We start from the raw sequence: 15,369 nt of genomic DNA, 5'->3' as shown, positions 1-15,369 counted from the left end.
GCACATTGATCGAATCAACCCTGCCGAACGCAGCATGCGCCGGCACATTCATCGATGCACATGGAGATTGTCATGCTTTACTGGGCCGCAGTGTTCTTCATCATCGCCATTGCTGCCGCCATATTCGGGTTCGGCGGCATTGCTGCCGGTGCGGCGAGCATCGCGAAAATACTGTTCCTGGTGTTCATCGTTCTGTTCGTGTTGTCGCTGATCTTCGGCGGCATACGCAGAGGACCGCGCCTATAAGGAGCCCGCTTTCCGCAAGCCAGAAGTGCCGCGTCACCAGCAGGTGACGCGGCACGTTCTGGTCGATCACGCTTAAACGCTACGAAACAAAACCGTCCGTTTCGCGCTACAAGCGCCGTCTGGCTTCAGCCATGGCTCGTTCGCGACCACCGTCGTGCACGGCCCCAACGTGCAAAGACGAATCGCACGGCTTTCTGCCTCTCGCTTCAACGTATCCAACACCGTGCGCAGGATGCCGCCGGTGAAAGGCGTATACAGATAAAACACCGTACCGCGCGATACATCGGCTTCACGCACGTCCTGCGCAATGAACTGTGCGTTATGCACCTGCAACTCATCGGCGCATTGGCGAGCGCTCGCCACGTGAGCAGGCTGAAGTTCGATACCGACACACTGGGCGGCAGTGCAGATAGCAGTGAGCAGCGTCACGTGGCCAAGACCGGCGCCCAGGTCCATCACGACATCCTGATGCGTCAAAGATGCCCGCTCGATAAAGTCGAAGATATGCCGAGCGGGCGTTGGCTGATAGAACACCATCTCCGGCTCCAGATCGATCGCATCCGGCGGCTCCTTGAAGTCCAACACACCGCTGATCAGCGTGTCGAGTGAACCGTAGCTTTCCTCAGCATGAGTGCCAGACATGGATGCCGCCCATGTCCGCAGCGTTTCGGCACCTCTTCCTTGGCGGATATCATGGCGAATGGTTTGAAAGAGCCGCTGATTGATGGCCTCCAGCTCAGCAACCAGGGCTTCGCTCTTTTGTCGAAGCAATGGCGACCATGAGTCATGAAAGAGCCAGCTTTCGAGTTGCTCCAAGGCATCGATGCGACGCTCCAGTTGATCCGGGTTGCGCAACGATCGATCCTGTAGCAGTTCGTCGAGCCGGGTTGTCCTGGTTGTGGCCATCACGTCTCGTCGGTCTTTTGCATTTGTCTAAGCATGCACACCGGTGCCGTCGTCATCAAGGAAATCGCATGAGCCCATCGTTCGCCATCCGGTCGATAAGGAAAACAGACTTTGCGTCCTGGTTGCCATTATGGGACGGCTACAACGCCTTCTATGGGAGATCAGGCCCCACTGCCTTGCCGGCAGACATCACGCAGATGACATGGCAGCGTTTCCTCGATGTTTACGAACCCGTGCATGCTTTGGTGGCAGAGCGCGATGGCGAGCTGCTTGGTTTGGCGCACTATCTGTTCCATCGCAGCACCATCCAACTGGAACCCAGCTGCTACCTGCAGGATCTTTTCACGGCTTCCTCTGCTCGCGGCATGGGCGTCGGTCGCGCGCTCATCGAAGCGGTCTACCAAACTGCGGTAGAAACCGGTTGCCGCCGCGTGTACTGGCAAACGCACGAAACTAACGGGACGGCAATGCAGCTATATGACAAGCTCGCGGAGAAATCAGGCTTTATCGTCTACCGCAAACTACTGCCCTGACATCGTCGGCAGCCGCCGCAGCCATTCGGTCAGCTGCGCCAACACTTGATGTCGCCCGGTCTCCGTTTCGTTGAACAGCTCGTGGAACAGCGTATCGAAGAACCGACTGGTGAGCCGCTTCGTCGCCCATGCACCGTTCGCGAAGTCGTGGCTCCCAGAAGGATCCACCAGGCGATCACTGCCTGCCACCAGCAATAGGGTCGACACGGGCAGTCGCCACGCATCCGCAATACTCGATGCGCCGGCGCGAAAAATGAATTCAGCCAGACGCGGCGTTATCCAACCTGTACGAAGCGGATCGCTGCGGTATTCCTCGACCACTTTTGCGTCGTGTGACAGCGCTTCCGCCGGCAGTCCGTTGCGCAGCGGCAAATTGGGCAGCACGCGCGCCAGCACCGCGGCGAGGCGACGCAGCCAGAGTGCTTCGTACGAGCGCAAGGCGGGCGACGAAAGGACCAGCCCCGGCGGCTCCACGAGTCCATCCAGCACCGCGCGCACTGCAATCAGCCCACCCATGCTGTGACCGAGCAGCAGCGGGCGCTTGCCGAAGCTGGCTGCGTAGTTTTCGTAGACGGCGGCAAGGTCCTTCAACAAATCGTCACTGTGCCGCAAGGCGCCGCGCTGACCAGGAGTGCGGCCGTGCCCACGCTGGTCGTAGCTGCGTACGGCGTACCCATGAGTGACAAACCATTTCGCCAGCGATTCGTAGCGCCCGCTGTGTTCACCGAGGCCATGCACGATCAACACCGCGTCATGTGCGGCGCGACCGGACCAGTCGCGCAAGAACAGCTGCTGGCCATCCGCCATGGTCAACCATGTCGTGCCAGCACCCATCATGCCGTTGCCCACCATCGACTCAGGCCTTGCCTGTCGTTCCATAGCAGTTCCCCTGTTGGCCTGCGTACATTACAGAACATTTTGTGCGCATGCGTACGGGAGATCATGGCGCCCAACGCGCCGTCCGTGGGTCGGCAGCCCACGCGCGCCACCTTGCGACGTTCAAACCGACAATGGTGAGCCATAGGGCCAGCGAACCTTCACCGGGCAGGCATGGATACAGGAGATAGGGCATCAGCCGCGCTTGCAGCGAAGGTGCGATGAAGCTGATGAATCCATCCGCGAAATAGCAGAATCCGGAAACAGCCAACAGCACGCCAATAAGGCGTGGCACGAAGCCTGAGCGAAAAATCAGATAGCCGGCCAGCATCTCGTCGACACCGTAAAACACGAACGAGATCAACAATCCCGTGTCCTGCAACTGCACCGAAAGATAGGAAAGCGCCTGCAATTGCTGTGGATTGAACGCCGCCATCGCCGCACCTTCGGCCGCAAGTTTCAGCGGCACGTAGGCGTTGAGCATGTCGAGCGCTTCGATGGCCGTGCCGACGAGTCCGCAAGCCATCGCCATCGCCGCGATGACCCCATTCACCCGCCTGAAAAGGATGAAGCTGATGATTTCATCAGGCACATTGCACAACAGCAAGACGATGTGGGCCGCAAAACCCGCGCGAAACAGGGTTTCCCGAGTGGCAATGTTGTGAATCGTCGCCGCGGCATCGCCCGGCACGATCAGCGTCTCTCGAACGTAGCCAATATCAAATGCGCCGGTCACGATCCCGATCAGGGAGACGACGCCGACGATTCGAGCCAGAACGAGCGGGGAAAACCGCTCCGGATGGGAATTCGACATGACGCCCCCTGACGGATAGCCTGCCTGGCGCCCACCATGCGCCCGACCATAGGGGTTTTCCGCGTGCCGGAAGTCCTCCTGCTAGCGCTGCTCCCGATGAAATGTGCCGTCGGGCATGCTCAGCACAAGATCCGAGCCCAATTCGTACCGTTTCACACCGGCGACTGGTGGCCCGGACTGTTCGCGCACGCTCACACAGTGATCCTTCGTGGCAACCCACAAGTCCACGTTAATGCGGTAGATGAGTTCCGCCTTCGTGTGCGCCGCTCGATACGCACCGATGCGCTTCTCGATAGTAAGGACGCGATCGACCACGGCAAGTTTGTCGCGTTCTGCGTAATGCTGGTGCAGCAGCGTCTGCACCCGGGTAGCGAGAGCGTCCGGCGACGTATCGGTGATATCGGCGCCGGACGCAAGCCGGATGGCGCCTAGCATGCCCACAACCATGGCAAGGCGCTTGCCAGCGATCATGTCACGCGCGCGCCTTTGCGTCGGCCTCGCGCAATTTTTCTGCGCATTCCTCGCAGCACACTTCCACCACGCGTCCGCCAATAGTGACCTGGATGGCGGTGTCGTCCAACGCGTAATCGCACGCGGCGCAGGTTTTCTCGCTCATGTGATGTCTCCTGTTGTAACCCGTCAATGGGCAGGTTTAGGAAACCATCAGAAGCAACTGCGCGCTGTCGAATTCTTTAGGTGTTTACGCCTGAGAAGAACGGCGAAATTCCGTCGGTGACCTGCCATAGGCCTGCTTAAACGCATTGGCGAAATGGCTGTGGCTGGAAAAACCAAGTTCAGCGGCCAAGGCAGAAAGATCTTCGTATCGCGTGATGAGATCGAGCGCCCTCGCCAGACGCAACTGCAACTGATAGCGGTACAAAGGCATGCCTTCGACCTGCCGGAACACTTGAGTCAGATAAACAGGCGAGCTGCCGATGTCCTGGCCGATTTCGGCAAGCGTCCATCGTCGCGAGAGATCGCTCGCCAGCAACACCTTCACGCGATCGGCCAGTCGCTGGCGCGCATGCGTAGAAGCAGGCCGCCGGGACGTGCGCGGCCCCAGGCTGCGGCATACCAGGGTGAGCACCAGCGCTTCCGCTTCCAGCGGCTCGATGGTGCCGTTGTTGAGGGAATGGCGAAGCAGCGCGACCAGCGCCTGCGCACGCGCATCGATGCGTTGCGACGGCGCGCGGAAGGCCGTGTCGCCATGGGCATGCAGCAATGCCTTCGGCGCCAGCTCAGCAAGCAGTGACTGATTCAGCGCCAGGGACAAACAGGCATCACCGCCATCCAGAGGATGGCTGATCTGATATCCGTCCTGCGCATTGAAGAACATCACGTGGTTGGCATCCGCTACGGCCTGGTCCGTGCCCAGGTGACGCAGATACAAGCCCCGATACGGAAAAACCAGCTGGGTGGTCGACGCACACTCCTCCGCACTGCGATGACGGCAGGTGCCGCTGCAGTGGACGTTGCGCAGCGTCAACGACTCCGTTGACAGCAGCAGCTTGGAAGTAAGGGTCGACATGATGTGCGCCAACTAGCGCCTGTGGCAAAGTGATTGGCTAGCCTGAGCTTACCAAGCGCCGGCATGGCCCACCTGTGCCAGCGAAGCAATAACTAAAGATTCTGATAGCGCGGCAGGCATACTCAATGGTCTGCTTCACTCATTCAGCGAACGCATGTAGATAGAGGCCAAAACCATGAACCACGAACAGCGAACACGCGCCGAGCACTTCCACCAGCTGCACGCCGGCCCGACGCCGCTCATGCTGCCCAACGCCTGGGATGCGGCCAGCGCGCGAATCATCGAAAACGCTGGCGCCAAAGCCATCGCCACTACCAGCGCCGGCATGGCGTGGTCGCTGGGCTATCCCGATGGCGAGCAGATGCCGGTGCAGGAATTGCTGGCGGCTTGCCGGCGGATCTGCAACGTCGTGACGGCGCCGGTCAGTGTCGATATCGAGCGCGGCTATGGACGCGATGCCCAAGACACCGGTGAACTGGTAGGCGCACTGATCCAGCTCGGCGTAATCGGCATCAATATCGAAGACGGCGTAATTCCTGGCACACAGACGCTGTCGCATCCAAGCGCGCTATGCGAGCGCATTGCCAGCGCGCGAGCAGTGGCACGCCATCATGATGTGCCGCTTTTTATCAATGCGCGCATCGACACCTATTTCAGCAAAGATCTGCAGCCGGAAGTGCGCTTGGAGGAAACACGAAAGCGCGCACTTGCCTATGTCGATGCCGGGGCGGACGGCATCTTCGTACCGGGACTGGCCAATCCGGACGAAATCGCGGCGCTTGCCCGGCTGTTGCCTGTGCCGCTCAACATCTACGCCGGATACCCGGGCGCACCTTCTTCGAATGAGCTTTATCAGTTAGGTGTGCGGCGGATCAGCCTGGGTTGTGGAACGATACAAGCCACGCTCGCACATCTGGCCAGCATTGCTGCGGAGGCTTTGAATGAAGGCCGCTACGACACGATGGGCAAGGCGATGTTGACGGTGGCGGAAGCCAACGGCTTGTTCAAGGCATCCGCAAACAATGCTGGTCGCGCAGACAACGTGCCGCATAGTGGCGCAGGTGATAACCCCGTGATCACCACTGCAGCATCAAGCTAATAACGCGCAGCAGCGCTTACCGCACCAACAACCCTCTCTCCTTTCCGAGGAGGAGAGAGGGCATCAGAATGATCACCGTAAGCGGACGCGACAAGCGATGATCAGATCAGTTCTGGTAAGCACCACGATCAATCAAACCACTGCTGGTGGTACGCGGCGACCCGGCGTAGTCATATGCGCCTTCCGTCGCTAAACCAAGATTCACACCCGTATTGATGGCTGGCGAACCTGCGGAAAGCTGCAGGTCAGGCGTCGCGACGCTTTTGAACAGTGGATCGGCAAGCAAACCATTGGTTTCGCTCTTGCTGGCTTGCTGGAAGGTGCTAAGGGTGGTGTAAGTAATGTTGTTCCATACCCAATACGCGGCGGATGCGCCATCGCTCGTATAGGACAGGTCGTTTTCCAACGTCACCGGCGGTGTGCTGGATGCAACGAAACTGTTTACCAGCAATCCTTGGCTGTTGGCGTACAGAATATTGTTGGCGAATAGATTGTTGCTTGCGTGGTATTGAACCTGGAATTCACCACTTCCCGATTGCAGCGTATCGTTCTCGAACAATGTGTTGTTGACGATCGTGCAATGACTCGTACCACCCACGGAAGATGCGTATCCACCGATGGAAATGCCGGTGACATTGCTATACAGCACGAGATTGTTGCGCGCCGTCACGTAGCTGGTGACACGACTGGAGTGCTCGCTCGCCAATTCGATGCCAAGATCCGCCGCCTGCACGCTGTTCCATTCGATGGTGATCTGTGTGCCGCCATCCACATAGATGCCGTCGGCACCGGGCTGATCGTTGTAAGCAGGATTAGTCGTCGACGAGATGTTGTAAACGGTATTGCCGGCGATCCAACCATTGCGAGCCTGATCCAGACTCGTGGTAGGCGCCGTGCCCTCGAAACCGATGGCTACGATGCCGATATTGTCGTTGTCGTGCACCTTGTTGTTGGTCACCTGCCAATTCTGCACATTGCCGTTCACCGACAGCGATTCGCTGTAGCCGGTCGTGAGGTGATCCAACTCGTTTCCGTCGATGATCAAGTTGCTGATCGGCGTAGTCGCCGTGCCATAGACTGCCAACCCAAATGCATCGCCGGACGACGTCGTTACCGTGGTAACGATGTTGTGGATGTGATTGTTGCGGATTTCGATGTGATCGCCCGAGCCCGCGATGTAGATGCCAAGAGGCACCAGGCTCGACGAATTCGACGTGTAATTCTGCAATTGCAAACCGATCACGCGCACGTAGCTTGCGTTCTGCAACGTAACCAGGCCCTGCTGCCCTTGCGGCACACCAAGCCCGGTGCCATCGATCGTAGCGGTCTGGCCAGGCGCGGAGGTCAAGGTGATGTAGCCCGCAGTCGCCGAACCCGAATGCGTGATCGTCACCAGTTCGTTATACGTACCACCCGCCACTTGCACTGTCGCACCAGCCGGCACTGTGTTCATCGCATGCTGGATCGTCCGCCAGGGCGCCGCAGCACTGCCACTCGCACTATCGCTGCCGGTGGTCGCGACGTAGTACATCGAACCACTATATGTGGATGCGGCCACCACCGCGGAGGCCGCGGCGGTCGACAGCGGCGCGGCTTCGGCTTGCGCCGTCACTGTCGCAGTAAATGACGTTGGTGCATTGGCCGGCGCGGTATAGACACCACTCGTCGAAATCGTGCCCAGACTCGGCGCTCCACCCGGCACACCGTTCACCAGCCAAGTCACGTTTTGATCCGTACTGCCCGTTACCGTAGCAGTGAACTGTTGCGCGCCATTTGCAGGCAGCGAAACTTGCGAGGGGGATACGGCTACGGTGACCGCAGCAATGGCGGGCGTGGTCAAGGCAAAAGCAGACGACATCATGGCGACCAGGACAGTCGCACGCAAAGCGGGGAATGTGCGCATACTTTCTTCGTCCTTACGAAAGTGGGGAATGATCTGGCGTTTAAGCGGATACAACTCGCGCACTATGAACTATGTCGGCCGCGCAAGCTGCGATGGTCTTCGCAATGGCGGAAGAATGCAGATCGAGTGTTGTTATCGCGTGTGAAAGCAATGTGACAACCATGCACATCAACTTGTCGGTGGGATGACAATCTCGGCAACAGGAAACTTGAAAGCGCTGGGATTAGCATCCCAGCCTACGCGCTAAAGCTTTCTAAGCATTTGCCGATCTATCTTCGTCAATCTCGGCCAGACCTCTTGCGCTCGCAGCCAGAGAGCAAGGCCTGCATTGACCGATACAGGCGGCACTCTAAGTTTGAGTACCAAAGAAAGAGCGATGGTCACAGCTTATCGCGTTTTACGTCACTGCATCGTTCTGATCTAAGTGTTCGTTCTGGGCAAAGCGCCCTGCCAATTTAAGGATGATCCAATGAAAAAGCTCATTACGCTGGCCGCCACGCTTATCCTGGCTCAATCAGCAAGCGCCAAGAGTCTCAACGGAAATGTGGACGCGACCTTCTCGACAGAAAATGGGAATGTCTTTTTGACATTGGTCAATAAGAAAACAGATACGCCGGCTACCGTAACGGGAGTTGATCTGCTCATTCCGCAAAAGAATAAGAAAGAAGCCCAAAAAGTCGTGATCTTCTCGGGTAACAACCCTATTGGCTCAGACACAAAAATTCCCCTCGGCACTGTCGAGAAATTGGTTTCTCTCCTATATCCAACTGCATCACAGGATCAAATCAAGGCTGCAGCACCAACAATTTCAGACGACCAGGCAGCAACCTGCACCAATTGTCGGCAGAAGATCGATGGAATTGGATTTCACCTCGCTCTTACCTACGGGAGCGGTGTGTCTCAAAGCATCTTGACTGGTTCGTTTCTTCACCTCACCCAACCGTTTAGTGTCAAAACTTTCGTCTTACCTGCACCAAATAACTAGCTGCCTACAGAGAAGCCTCGTAGCTGAATCACCGCCCGGCCAAATTATGGCTGAGCGCTAACCATAAATTGGCCACTCTCAGGCTCTTGGCCTTAGGTGTCCACACTCGTAGTGTGACTCTTTAGCCCGCTAAACCATTTATTGACCAGCTTGGGCTTAGACAATTTTATTCACGCTACTGGCGTGCGATCACCCAAAGAAGAAGGCGGCCAAAAGACCGTCTTGCTCCATTGAACACGCAGTCGAAAGCGAACATCGTACGTTTGCAGATCCAGCCAGTCCGACGTTTGCACGGTGAGCATGGCGCCCGCTTGCCTGAGCCTTCAGCGAGAATCGATCTCGCTGAAGGCCCCTTGTCGTCAAGAGCCGTGCATCACCACCCAATCGGCAATCATGCTCAGGGCAATCGTTGACATGGTCTCCTCGATGCTGGCGGATTCTGCTGGCGTTCCGATTTTGGCCGTCTGGAACATGTGGTTGATATTCGGTAGTTCGACAATCGTCGCACCTGGGTTGCCCTTCAAGGCCGCCTTGATGGCACTCAGATTGTCTTCGGGCGGCACGTAAAGATCGCGACTGCCATCAAGGACAAGGACCGGTGTCCGGAGGGCGCGAAGGGTCGGGATGGGGTCGTAATTGAAAGCCTGCCGCGCCCAAGGACTGGTGATCTGATGAGCGAGCGCGTCCTCATTTTCAGGTTGGATGAGCTTGTCGGTAACTCCCTGCGCAATATCCGCCTTGGCCACTGACAGCGCCGCAGTGTTGCTGGTCGCGGTCGCGAGGTCGGCATAGAGCTTGTTGAAAAAGGCGCTTCGCTTTGCGATCTGTTCCTCGGGAACGCCGGATGCCCTGGCAATTCGGGCGTCCTGTACATTCAAGAGCCGGCCGATGCGCATACCCGGTCCGGCCATGAGTACGGCGAATCGCGCTGCCGGATTGCGAACGGCAATCATGGGCGCAATGGCGCCACCCTCCGAGTGGCCGATAAGGCCGATATGGTTCGCCTCGATTTCTGGGCGTGACATCAGGAAGGTCATGGCCGCTTCGGCATCGGAGGCAAAGTCGGGGATCGTCGCCGCAGCAAAGTCACCACCCGATCCGCCAACACCTCGTTTGTCATAGCGCAACACAGCTATGCCGCGACGATTGAGGGCATCGGCGAGGACAACGAACAGTTTGTGGCCGAATACATTTTCGTCACGCGTTCCAGGTCCGGTGCCGCCGATCAGCACGACGGCCGGAAAGGGACCGGTACCATCGGGCACGCTAAGCGTGCCTGCCAGCTTTATCCCTGCCGCTGCATTGTCGAAGATGACCTCCTGCTGCCGGTAAGGACGAGGGCCGGCAGCAATGGCTTCTTCCTGTGGACGCTTCGGAAGCACGGCATCCGACGTCTTGCCAGTCATCCGGGTCAGAACAAGCGGCATGGTGGCGCCCTGCGCCCAGGTTCCGATCCAGCTCTTTTTGCCGGCGTCCCAGCGTCCCGCATAGGTGGCACTGATTTTGGGAAGAGTGAAACTCAAATGGTCGGAATCGGTCACGACATCAGCGGCGGATAGAACAACGCTTCCTTGATCGGGACTTTCGAGCGTCGCCGTGTAGTGACCCGATCCATCTTTGGCTACGTGCACCACGATGTGGTACTGGCCGGCCAGGAGGCCGCCCCAATCACCTGCTGCGTCTTCGGCCGATGCTGCGCAGACAGCCAGAGCCAACAGGCTTCCGACAGCAAATAGGCGTTTCGCCACCGATCGTTTCGTCCCATGCATGTTCACGGTCATGCCCCTCTGCAAGAACGCCGGATTGGCGTCAGACTTGCAGTCGAGGCCCGGACACGAGTCTTACAGCGCAGGCCACGATTTTTTTTTGCCTGCCTTGTAAGAAGATCCCGGCTCAAGCGACTAAGGCCCCCAAAGGGATGGGATACCAACGCCGTGCTGAGCCTCGAAGAGATCGTCGATAAGCACGCCGGCATGGTTCGCCGCATTGCGATGGTCTACGAGCGCCATCCCGACCGTATTGACGATCTCGTGCAGGAAGTCTGGCTGGCGGTCTGGCAGGCGCTGCCTCGCCTGGACAATCCGTCGATGCTCAAACCCTATATCGCTCGCATCACCCAGAACATTTGTGTCACCCATGTGCGTCGCGCACTTGTGCGCAAGGACGAGCCCCTAGGCGACAGCATTCCGGATATGTCCATGCCCGTCGATGAGGTGACCGACCACGCCAAACAGCTGGCCCGCCTGACCGAGGTGATACGTCAATTGCCAGAGCCTCTGAAGGCTGTGGCTGGCCTCTATCTTGAGGAGATCCCGATCAAGGAAATCGCGACGATCCTTGGCATCAGCGAAAGCAACACGTCCGTGCGGCTGCATCGCGCCAAAACTTTCATCCGGTTGAACTTCGGAGCCGAGACATGAGCGAGCCATCGCAAACCGACCCATTTGCCACGCTTTGGCAATCCACTCCAAAACCGGACACCCGGCAGCTCTTGCTGGACCTGCAGCGATTGCATAAAGCGCAGCAGTGGCACAGCCGAATCCTCATCATCATTCTCTGTGGCGTTGCATTGTTTTTGGTTTTCGAGGAAGCCACCGGGCGGTCCGGTACACACGGGCTCCTCAGCGCGCTGTGGATTGCCTTTGTTGCCGGTGCGATCGGATATCAGCGCGCGCGCTGCCGCGCCGTGGATCCGCTCGACCTCGATACGGTCAGCCTTCTGAAGCGCATGATCGCCCGGGCAGAGCGAGGACTCTTCCAGGCGCGCTGTCTTTATCTGGGAGCACCCATGGGCGCAGTGGCGGGTGAGGTTCTGATGAGGGTTCTGGCACCGAAGTCGGTGCCAGGCGGGCACGTCGTCCAACCCAGTCTGGTGTTGATACAAACGATCGTCGGCCTGATAGCCCTGGTCGCCATGATCATCGCGGGTCTCGCGCTGGCTCGCGCCAGACGGAGCCAACTCCATGAGCTCACTGGGAAACTGAAGTCATTGGAAGAAAGTTTGTAAGAAATCCCACGTGGCCGCGACTTTGGTTGCGACGGCTGAGACCAACACAGGTCGATCCGGCACCCACTCTTGGAGGAACCATGTCGAACGCCCGCATTGCGTCCATCCTTTTCGGTCTTGCCGCCGCCTGTGTCCTGATCGCCCTGGCTTGGTATCAGGCTCATGGTGGCCGGATGATTCTGTCGACATCCGGCGCTATCGCCGCCGTGGTGATGGTGCTTGCACTGACGCGCTTCATACCTGCACTGATTCGCTGCATGTCCAAGGAGAGCTGCGCCACGCGCCATTGCAGGATCAGGTGACTGGATTCTCGCATCGTTCAAACGCCGATATCTGGCCCTGTGTCCCTTTGGGTTACAGATTCAGCTGGTGGATGCAACACACTGAATCTAAAGCTTAGCGATTTACCAAGGAGCATTTCGGTATTTGGAAAGCTGATCAAGTACGCGTGGCTTTATGGCAGAAGACCAAACTCCATTGAGAAGTAGTCGGAACGATGGACTTTGCCTCGCCGCCAACTCAACTTGGCTCACACAATGCTCACCGTTGTAAACCAACAGATCTTCGAGCGGGCCCGCGGCCAGAACCTGAAAGTAATGGTCCGCCGGATCGGATGGAATCCTTTTGAGTATTTCCAAAATAGCTATTAAGCAGAGCTCCGGGTCGTCCCTTGGAATTTCGTTGTCCAAGCCAGACGCACGTGAATTTGCGGTATTAACTGCGTTGGCAAGCGACCACTTTTCGATCCACTCGATTGCAATGGAGACTGCTCGCTGGTCAGGTTCCATAAGAAATCCCATGGACAGATGTCTGCAAAGGGTCGAAGACGCAAGTGTCCTACTACTTTATGGTTCTGCCACGTCAACGCCCCACCGAGCGGCTAAGCGATCGCCTGCAACAGGAATAGCCGCATTCGGAAGATGTTTAGCAGTGCGTAAATCAGCGCGGGAAACATCCGCTCGGAAAGAGCGGACAATTTATGGTTTAACGTACAAAGGGGTAACGCCAAGAAAAAGATGGCGCGCCCGGAGGGATTCGAACCCCCGACCAATGGCTTCGGAAGCCACTACTCTATCCGGCTGAGCTACGGGCGCGTAGTGATGCGCTGACGCGGGTGATCCATGTGGGATGGGCGTCGAGCGGAAGGGGAGTATAGCGGAGGTGGGTGGGGATGCCCATGGTGAGCATCGCGCGAGGGTGGCCCCTCACCCCAACCCTCTCCCCGGAGGGGAGAGGGAGCAGATCAGGTCCCTCTCTCCTTAGGGAAAAGGGACCGTTGCGATGATCAACGCGCCTTGATGAGCTGACTCAAGGTATCCGGCTTGCTGGTATCGCGCTCAAGATGCGGATACTTCAGGCCACCGTGATAGTCGATGCGCACGGTCTTGTACTCATCGAAGTTCTTCACCAGCAGTTCCACTGGCTGATTGCTGTCCTTCGCAGAAGCGGTGACCGCATCTTTGATGGCATCCGAATCGTAGCTGCGACCGTTGACGGCGACGATGGTCATGCCGGGCGAGATGCCGGCCTTGAAGGCGGGGCTGTCCCACAAGACGTCGTTGATGGAGCCTTCCTTGCCTATGGACAGGCCGAGCGAATACATCAGGTCCGTGCCCTTGCGGAACGCTTCCACAGCTTTGACAGCGTCGGACGGCTTGTCGTTGTAAACCAGCTTCCAACCATGTGCTTCAACACCGCCGATCAGCGGACCGTGTCCGTCGAGGCGCGTGCGCAGGTAGCTCTTCCAGTCGTACGGCGCGATGCCGTTGAGCGTGTTCACCACATCTTCGAAGGTGTAGGGATCGACATCCCACGCACCCGGATTCACGCCGAAGAATGCCTTGGCGAAATCGTCGATGCTCTTCTTGTTGCCGCTGAGTTCGCGCAGCTTGGCGTCCACTTCCAACCAGATCATTTGGCCGGCGGAGTAGTAATCCTCACTGGCCTGGTAGTTGCGATAGGGCAACGGGCGACGCTGCGCGATGGTGGGATCGTTGGTGGTGTCCTGCACGTTGCGCCAGCTGGCCAGGCCCGGGCGGCCCTTGTCATACGTGGCAGCGACGGCGGCGAGCATGTCCTTGAACTGATTGTCGGTCCACAGGCCGGAACGCGCGGCAATGACATGGCCCCAGAACTGGGTCTGGCCTTCGTACACCCACAGCAGCGAATCGCCCATCGGCACGTTGAAGTTCGGCGTGGACAAATCAGCGCCGCGACGATACTTGCCATCCCACGAGTGATTGAATTCGTGCGAGAGCAGATCGCGCATAATCCAGCTCTTTTCCCACTCGGTGAAGTAGCCCGGCGGCGTGCCGTTTTCGCTGGAGCGATGATGCTCCAGACCATTGCCGCTCATCTTGTCGCTGAGCGACAGCAGGAAGTCGTAGTGGTTGTAGTGATGCGCGCCGTACAGCTTGTACATCTGCTGCACCAGCTGCTGATGAATCTTGATCTGCTCGGGCTTGATTTCCAGATACTTCGGATCATCCGCCACGATGTTCAGATGCACTGGTGTGCTTGCGCCCGGATCGAGATCGATCTGCTTGTAGTATTTGCCGGCGTAGATCGGCGAGTCGACCAAGTCATCGTAGTTGATCGGCTTGAAGTGCACGGTATCGCCGTCATGCGAGGCAACTTCCAGTGCGGAGCCGAACTGCCAGCCGGCCGGCAGCTTCACGCTGGGCTCGGTCTGGATCTGGCGTGCGTAGTAACCGGCCGGATAGAGGGCGACGGTGTTCCACTGCAGGTTGAGCATTTCCGGCGTCATCACCACGCGGCCCTGACGCATGTCCTGCGGCGAGAGGAACTGGAAATCCACTTCCACCGTCGTAGCACCCTGCGGTACGTCGACGTGGAAAGCGAAGACGTTGTACTCGTCGCGCGTCCACGGCAACGTCTGGCCATTCGCTTTCACGGTGAGGCCGGCAAACTTGTCGACCGGGCCGGTGGGCGAGTGATGGCCGGGAATCCATTCCGGATACAGCAGCGTCAACGGACCGGCCGCCACCGGGATCGTTTCATGCACGCGGAACACCCGACGGGCAACGTCGGTGGCATCCACATCGATCTTCAGCGCACCGGCGCTGTAAGGAACGTTCTGCGGAGCGGCCACGTCATCAGCGTGAACGACAAGAGCGGTGCATCCCAGCACGGTGGCAAGGATGGCGGCGGCAAGCGGAGTGCGTTTCAAAGGAGTCTCCCTGGTGCGACAAGGCCGCCAACATGAACGTGAAGGCGGCGTAAGCCTCGATCCTAGCCATGTGCACGTTCCCCGCTCCCCTGCCAGAGGTCACGCGCAGCGCCTGGGCTTCCTTGAAATTAGGACGCCAGGAGATGCCCTAAGCACGCCCATAAAACTGAACAGTCAAGTCCACTATTAAGACTCTGGAAAAGTTGGGTTCAGGACGGTTGTTACAATCTTGTTACGTTGCGTATCCCCGCGCGACCCCTCGCCCCGACTTCCCCATCGCGG

17 protein-coding genes and 1 tRNA gene are annotated in these 15,369 nt (G+C 58.3%); 7 read left to right on the top strand and 11 right to left on the bottom strand.

Annotated features, from left to right (window positions below; genetic code table 11):
* The first annotated feature begins 72 nt into the window (after positions 1-72).
* Complete coding sequence (locus QQJ86_RS13625) at positions 73-246, top strand: DUF1328 family protein (protein ID WP_284321503.1); 174 nt, start codon at positions 73-75, stop codon at positions 244-246.
* 72 nt (positions 247-318) lie between these two features.
* Here the strand turns inward: QQJ86_RS13625 and QQJ86_RS13620 are convergent, their stop codons facing one another.
* Positions 319-1,152: a methyltransferase domain-containing protein gene (locus tag QQJ86_RS13620; RefSeq protein WP_284321502.1), complete on the bottom strand. Its 834-nt coding sequence runs from the start codon at positions 1,150-1,152 to the stop codon at positions 319-321.
* Positions 1,153-1,220: 68 nt separating this feature from the next.
* Between QQJ86_RS13620 and QQJ86_RS13615 the strand changes: the two genes are divergently transcribed.
* Positions 1,221-1,685: a GNAT family N-acetyltransferase gene (locus tag QQJ86_RS13615; protein WP_284321501.1), complete on the top strand. Its 465-nt coding sequence runs from the start codon at positions 1,221-1,223 to the stop codon at positions 1,683-1,685.
* Here the strand turns inward: QQJ86_RS13615 and QQJ86_RS13610 are convergent.
* From QQJ86_RS13610 to QQJ86_RS13590, 5 genes are all read right to left on the bottom strand, one after another.
* Positions 1,674-2,564 carry an alpha/beta hydrolase gene (locus QQJ86_RS13610; RefSeq protein ID WP_284321500.1) on the bottom strand — a complete coding sequence of 297 codons (891 nt, stop codon included), beginning with the start codon at positions 2,562-2,564 and terminating at the stop codon, positions 1,674-1,676. The two genes, QQJ86_RS13615 and QQJ86_RS13610, sit on opposite strands and share 12 nt — an antisense overlap.
* Before the next feature lie 61 nt (positions 2,565-2,625).
* Positions 2,626-3,375, bottom strand: a complete 750-nt coding sequence (locus tag QQJ86_RS13605; protein ID WP_284321499.1) for a DUF4386 domain-containing protein — start codon at positions 3,373-3,375, stop codon at positions 2,626-2,628.
* A gap of 81 nt (positions 3,376-3,456) precedes the next feature.
* Positions 3,457-3,846: a hypothetical protein gene (locus tag QQJ86_RS13600; protein ID WP_284321498.1), complete on the bottom strand. Its 390-nt coding sequence runs from the start codon at positions 3,844-3,846 to the stop codon at positions 3,457-3,459.
* A 1-nt stretch (position 3,847) separates the two neighbouring features.
* Positions 3,848-3,991 (bottom strand): hypothetical protein, encoded by a 144-nt coding sequence (locus QQJ86_RS13595; RefSeq protein WP_284321497.1) that lies wholly within the window; start codon positions 3,989-3,991, stop codon positions 3,848-3,850.
* 84 nt (positions 3,992-4,075) lie between these two features.
* A complete protein-coding gene (locus QQJ86_RS13590) occupies positions 4,076-4,903 on the bottom strand; it encodes a helix-turn-helix transcriptional regulator (RefSeq protein WP_284321496.1) in 828 nt (275 codons plus the stop codon).
* A 175-nt stretch (positions 4,904-5,078) separates the two neighbouring features.
* Here QQJ86_RS13590 and QQJ86_RS13585 point away from each other — a divergent pair, with 175 nt between their 5' ends.
* Positions 5,079-6,002 carry an isocitrate lyase/PEP mutase family protein gene (locus tag QQJ86_RS13585; protein WP_284321495.1) on the top strand — a complete coding sequence of 308 codons (924 nt, stop codon included), beginning with the start codon at positions 5,079-5,081 and terminating at the stop codon, positions 6,000-6,002.
* Positions 6,003-6,108: 106 nt separating this feature from the next.
* Here QQJ86_RS13585 and QQJ86_RS13580 read toward each other — a convergent pair whose 3' ends face one another.
* Positions 6,109-7,905: a right-handed parallel beta-helix repeat-containing protein gene (locus QQJ86_RS13580; protein ID WP_284321494.1), complete on the bottom strand. Its 1,797-nt coding sequence runs from the start codon at positions 7,903-7,905 to the stop codon at positions 6,109-6,111.
* Positions 7,906-8,374: 469 nt separating this feature from the next.
* Here QQJ86_RS13580 and QQJ86_RS13575 point away from each other — a divergent pair, with 469 nt between their 5' ends.
* Complete coding sequence (locus tag QQJ86_RS13575; RefSeq protein ID WP_284321493.1) at positions 8,375-8,890, top strand: hypothetical protein; 516 nt, start codon at positions 8,375-8,377, stop codon at positions 8,888-8,890.
* Positions 8,891-9,249: 359 nt separating this feature from the next.
* Here QQJ86_RS13575 and QQJ86_RS13570 read toward each other — a convergent pair whose 3' ends face one another.
* Positions 9,250-10,671, bottom strand: coding sequence for an alpha/beta hydrolase family protein (locus QQJ86_RS13570; protein ID WP_284321492.1), 1,422 nt, complete (start codon positions 10,669-10,671; stop codon positions 9,250-9,252).
* Positions 10,672-10,824: 153 nt separating this feature from the next.
* Between QQJ86_RS13570 and QQJ86_RS13565 the strand changes: the two genes are divergently transcribed.
* From QQJ86_RS13565 to QQJ86_RS13555, 3 genes are all read left to right on the top strand, one after another.
* Positions 10,825-11,310 (top strand): RNA polymerase sigma factor, encoded by a 486-nt coding sequence (locus QQJ86_RS13565; protein ID WP_284321491.1) that lies wholly within the window; start codon positions 10,825-10,827, stop codon positions 11,308-11,310.
* Entirely contained in the window at positions 11,307-11,897 is a 591-nt protein-coding gene (locus QQJ86_RS13560; protein ID WP_284321490.1) for a hypothetical protein, read from the top strand. The genes QQJ86_RS13565 and QQJ86_RS13560 overlap by 4 nt, the downstream gene beginning before the upstream one ends.
* A gap of 80 nt (positions 11,898-11,977) precedes the next feature.
* On the top strand, positions 11,978-12,199 hold the full coding sequence (locus QQJ86_RS13555) for a hypothetical protein (RefSeq protein WP_284321489.1): 222 nt from the start codon (positions 11,978-11,980) through the stop codon (positions 12,197-12,199).
* Between the two features lie 102 nt (positions 12,200-12,301).
* Here the strand turns inward: QQJ86_RS13555 and QQJ86_RS22845 are convergent, their stop codons facing one another.
* The 3 genes from QQJ86_RS22845 to QQJ86_RS13545 all read right to left on the bottom strand — a co-directional run bounded on the left by QQJ86_RS22845 (position 12,302) and on the right by QQJ86_RS13545 (position 15,087).
* Positions 12,302-12,685, bottom strand: coding sequence for a DUF6869 domain-containing protein (locus QQJ86_RS22845; RefSeq protein WP_425604588.1), 384 nt, complete (start codon positions 12,683-12,685; stop codon positions 12,302-12,304).
* Positions 12,686-12,914: 229 nt separating this feature from the next.
* Positions 12,915-12,991, bottom strand: a tRNA-Arg gene (locus tag QQJ86_RS13550).
* A 191-nt stretch (positions 12,992-13,182) separates the two neighbouring features.
* A complete protein-coding gene (locus QQJ86_RS13545) occupies positions 13,183-15,087 on the bottom strand; it encodes a M61 family metallopeptidase (protein ID WP_423372856.1) in 1,905 nt (634 codons plus the stop codon).
* Between the last annotated feature and the right edge of the window lie 282 nt (positions 15,088-15,369).

It is taken from the genome of Dyella acidisoli (assembly GCF_030160295.1).
GTDB lineage: Bacteria > Pseudomonadota > Gammaproteobacteria > Xanthomonadales > Rhodanobacteraceae > Dyella_B > Dyella_B acidisoli.
This window is presented reverse-complemented; position numbering and strand designations above follow the sequence as displayed.

What these genes read in the sequence shown, in the direction of transcription:
- QQJ86_RS13625 (WP_284321503.1), top strand. Translation starts at nt 73, where the DNA reads ATGCTTTACTGGGCCGCAGTGTTCTTCATCATCGCCATTGCTGCCGCC.
- QQJ86_RS13620 (WP_284321502.1), bottom strand. Translation starts at nt 1,152, where the DNA reads ATGGCCACAACCAGGACAACCCGGCTCGACGAACTGCTACAGGATCGA.
- QQJ86_RS13615 (WP_284321501.1), top strand. Translation starts at nt 1,221, where the DNA reads ATGAGCCCATCGTTCGCCATCCGGTCGATAAGGAAAACAGACTTTGCG.
- QQJ86_RS13610 (WP_284321500.1), bottom strand. Translation starts at nt 2,564, where the DNA reads ATGGAACGACAGGCAAGGCCTGAGTCGATGGTGGGCAACGGCATGATG.
- QQJ86_RS13605 (WP_284321499.1), bottom strand. Translation starts at nt 3,375, where the DNA reads ATGTCGAATTCCCATCCGGAGCGGTTTTCCCCGCTCGTTCTGGCTCGA.
- QQJ86_RS13600 (WP_284321498.1), bottom strand. Translation starts at nt 3,846, where the DNA reads ATGATCGCTGGCAAGCGCCTTGCCATGGTTGTGGGCATGCTAGGCGCC.
- QQJ86_RS13595 (WP_284321497.1), bottom strand. Translation starts at nt 3,991, where the DNA reads ATGAGCGAGAAAACCTGCGCCGCGTGCGATTACGCGTTGGACGACACC.
- QQJ86_RS13590 (WP_284321496.1), bottom strand. Translation starts at nt 4,903, where the DNA reads ATGTCGACCCTTACTTCCAAGCTGCTGCTGTCAACGGAGTCGTTGACG.
- QQJ86_RS13585 (WP_284321495.1), top strand. Translation starts at nt 5,079, where the DNA reads ATGAACCACGAACAGCGAACACGCGCCGAGCACTTCCACCAGCTGCAC.
- QQJ86_RS13580 (WP_284321494.1), bottom strand. Translation starts at nt 7,905, where the DNA reads ATGCGCACATTCCCCGCTTTGCGTGCGACTGTCCTGGTCGCCATGATG.
- QQJ86_RS13575 (WP_284321493.1), top strand. Translation starts at nt 8,375, where the DNA reads ATGAAAAAGCTCATTACGCTGGCCGCCACGCTTATCCTGGCTCAATCA.
- QQJ86_RS13570 (WP_284321492.1), bottom strand. Translation starts at nt 10,671, where the DNA reads ATGACCGTGAACATGCATGGGACGAAACGATCGGTGGCGAAACGCCTA.
- QQJ86_RS13560 (WP_284321490.1), top strand. Translation starts at nt 11,307, where the DNA reads ATGAGCGAGCCATCGCAAACCGACCCATTTGCCACGCTTTGGCAATCC.
- QQJ86_RS13555 (WP_284321489.1), top strand. Translation starts at nt 11,978, where the DNA reads ATGTCGAACGCCCGCATTGCGTCCATCCTTTTCGGTCTTGCCGCCGCC.
- QQJ86_RS22845 (WP_425604588.1), bottom strand. Translation starts at nt 12,685, where the DNA reads ATGGAACCTGACCAGCGAGCAGTCTCCATTGCAATCGAGTGGATCGAA.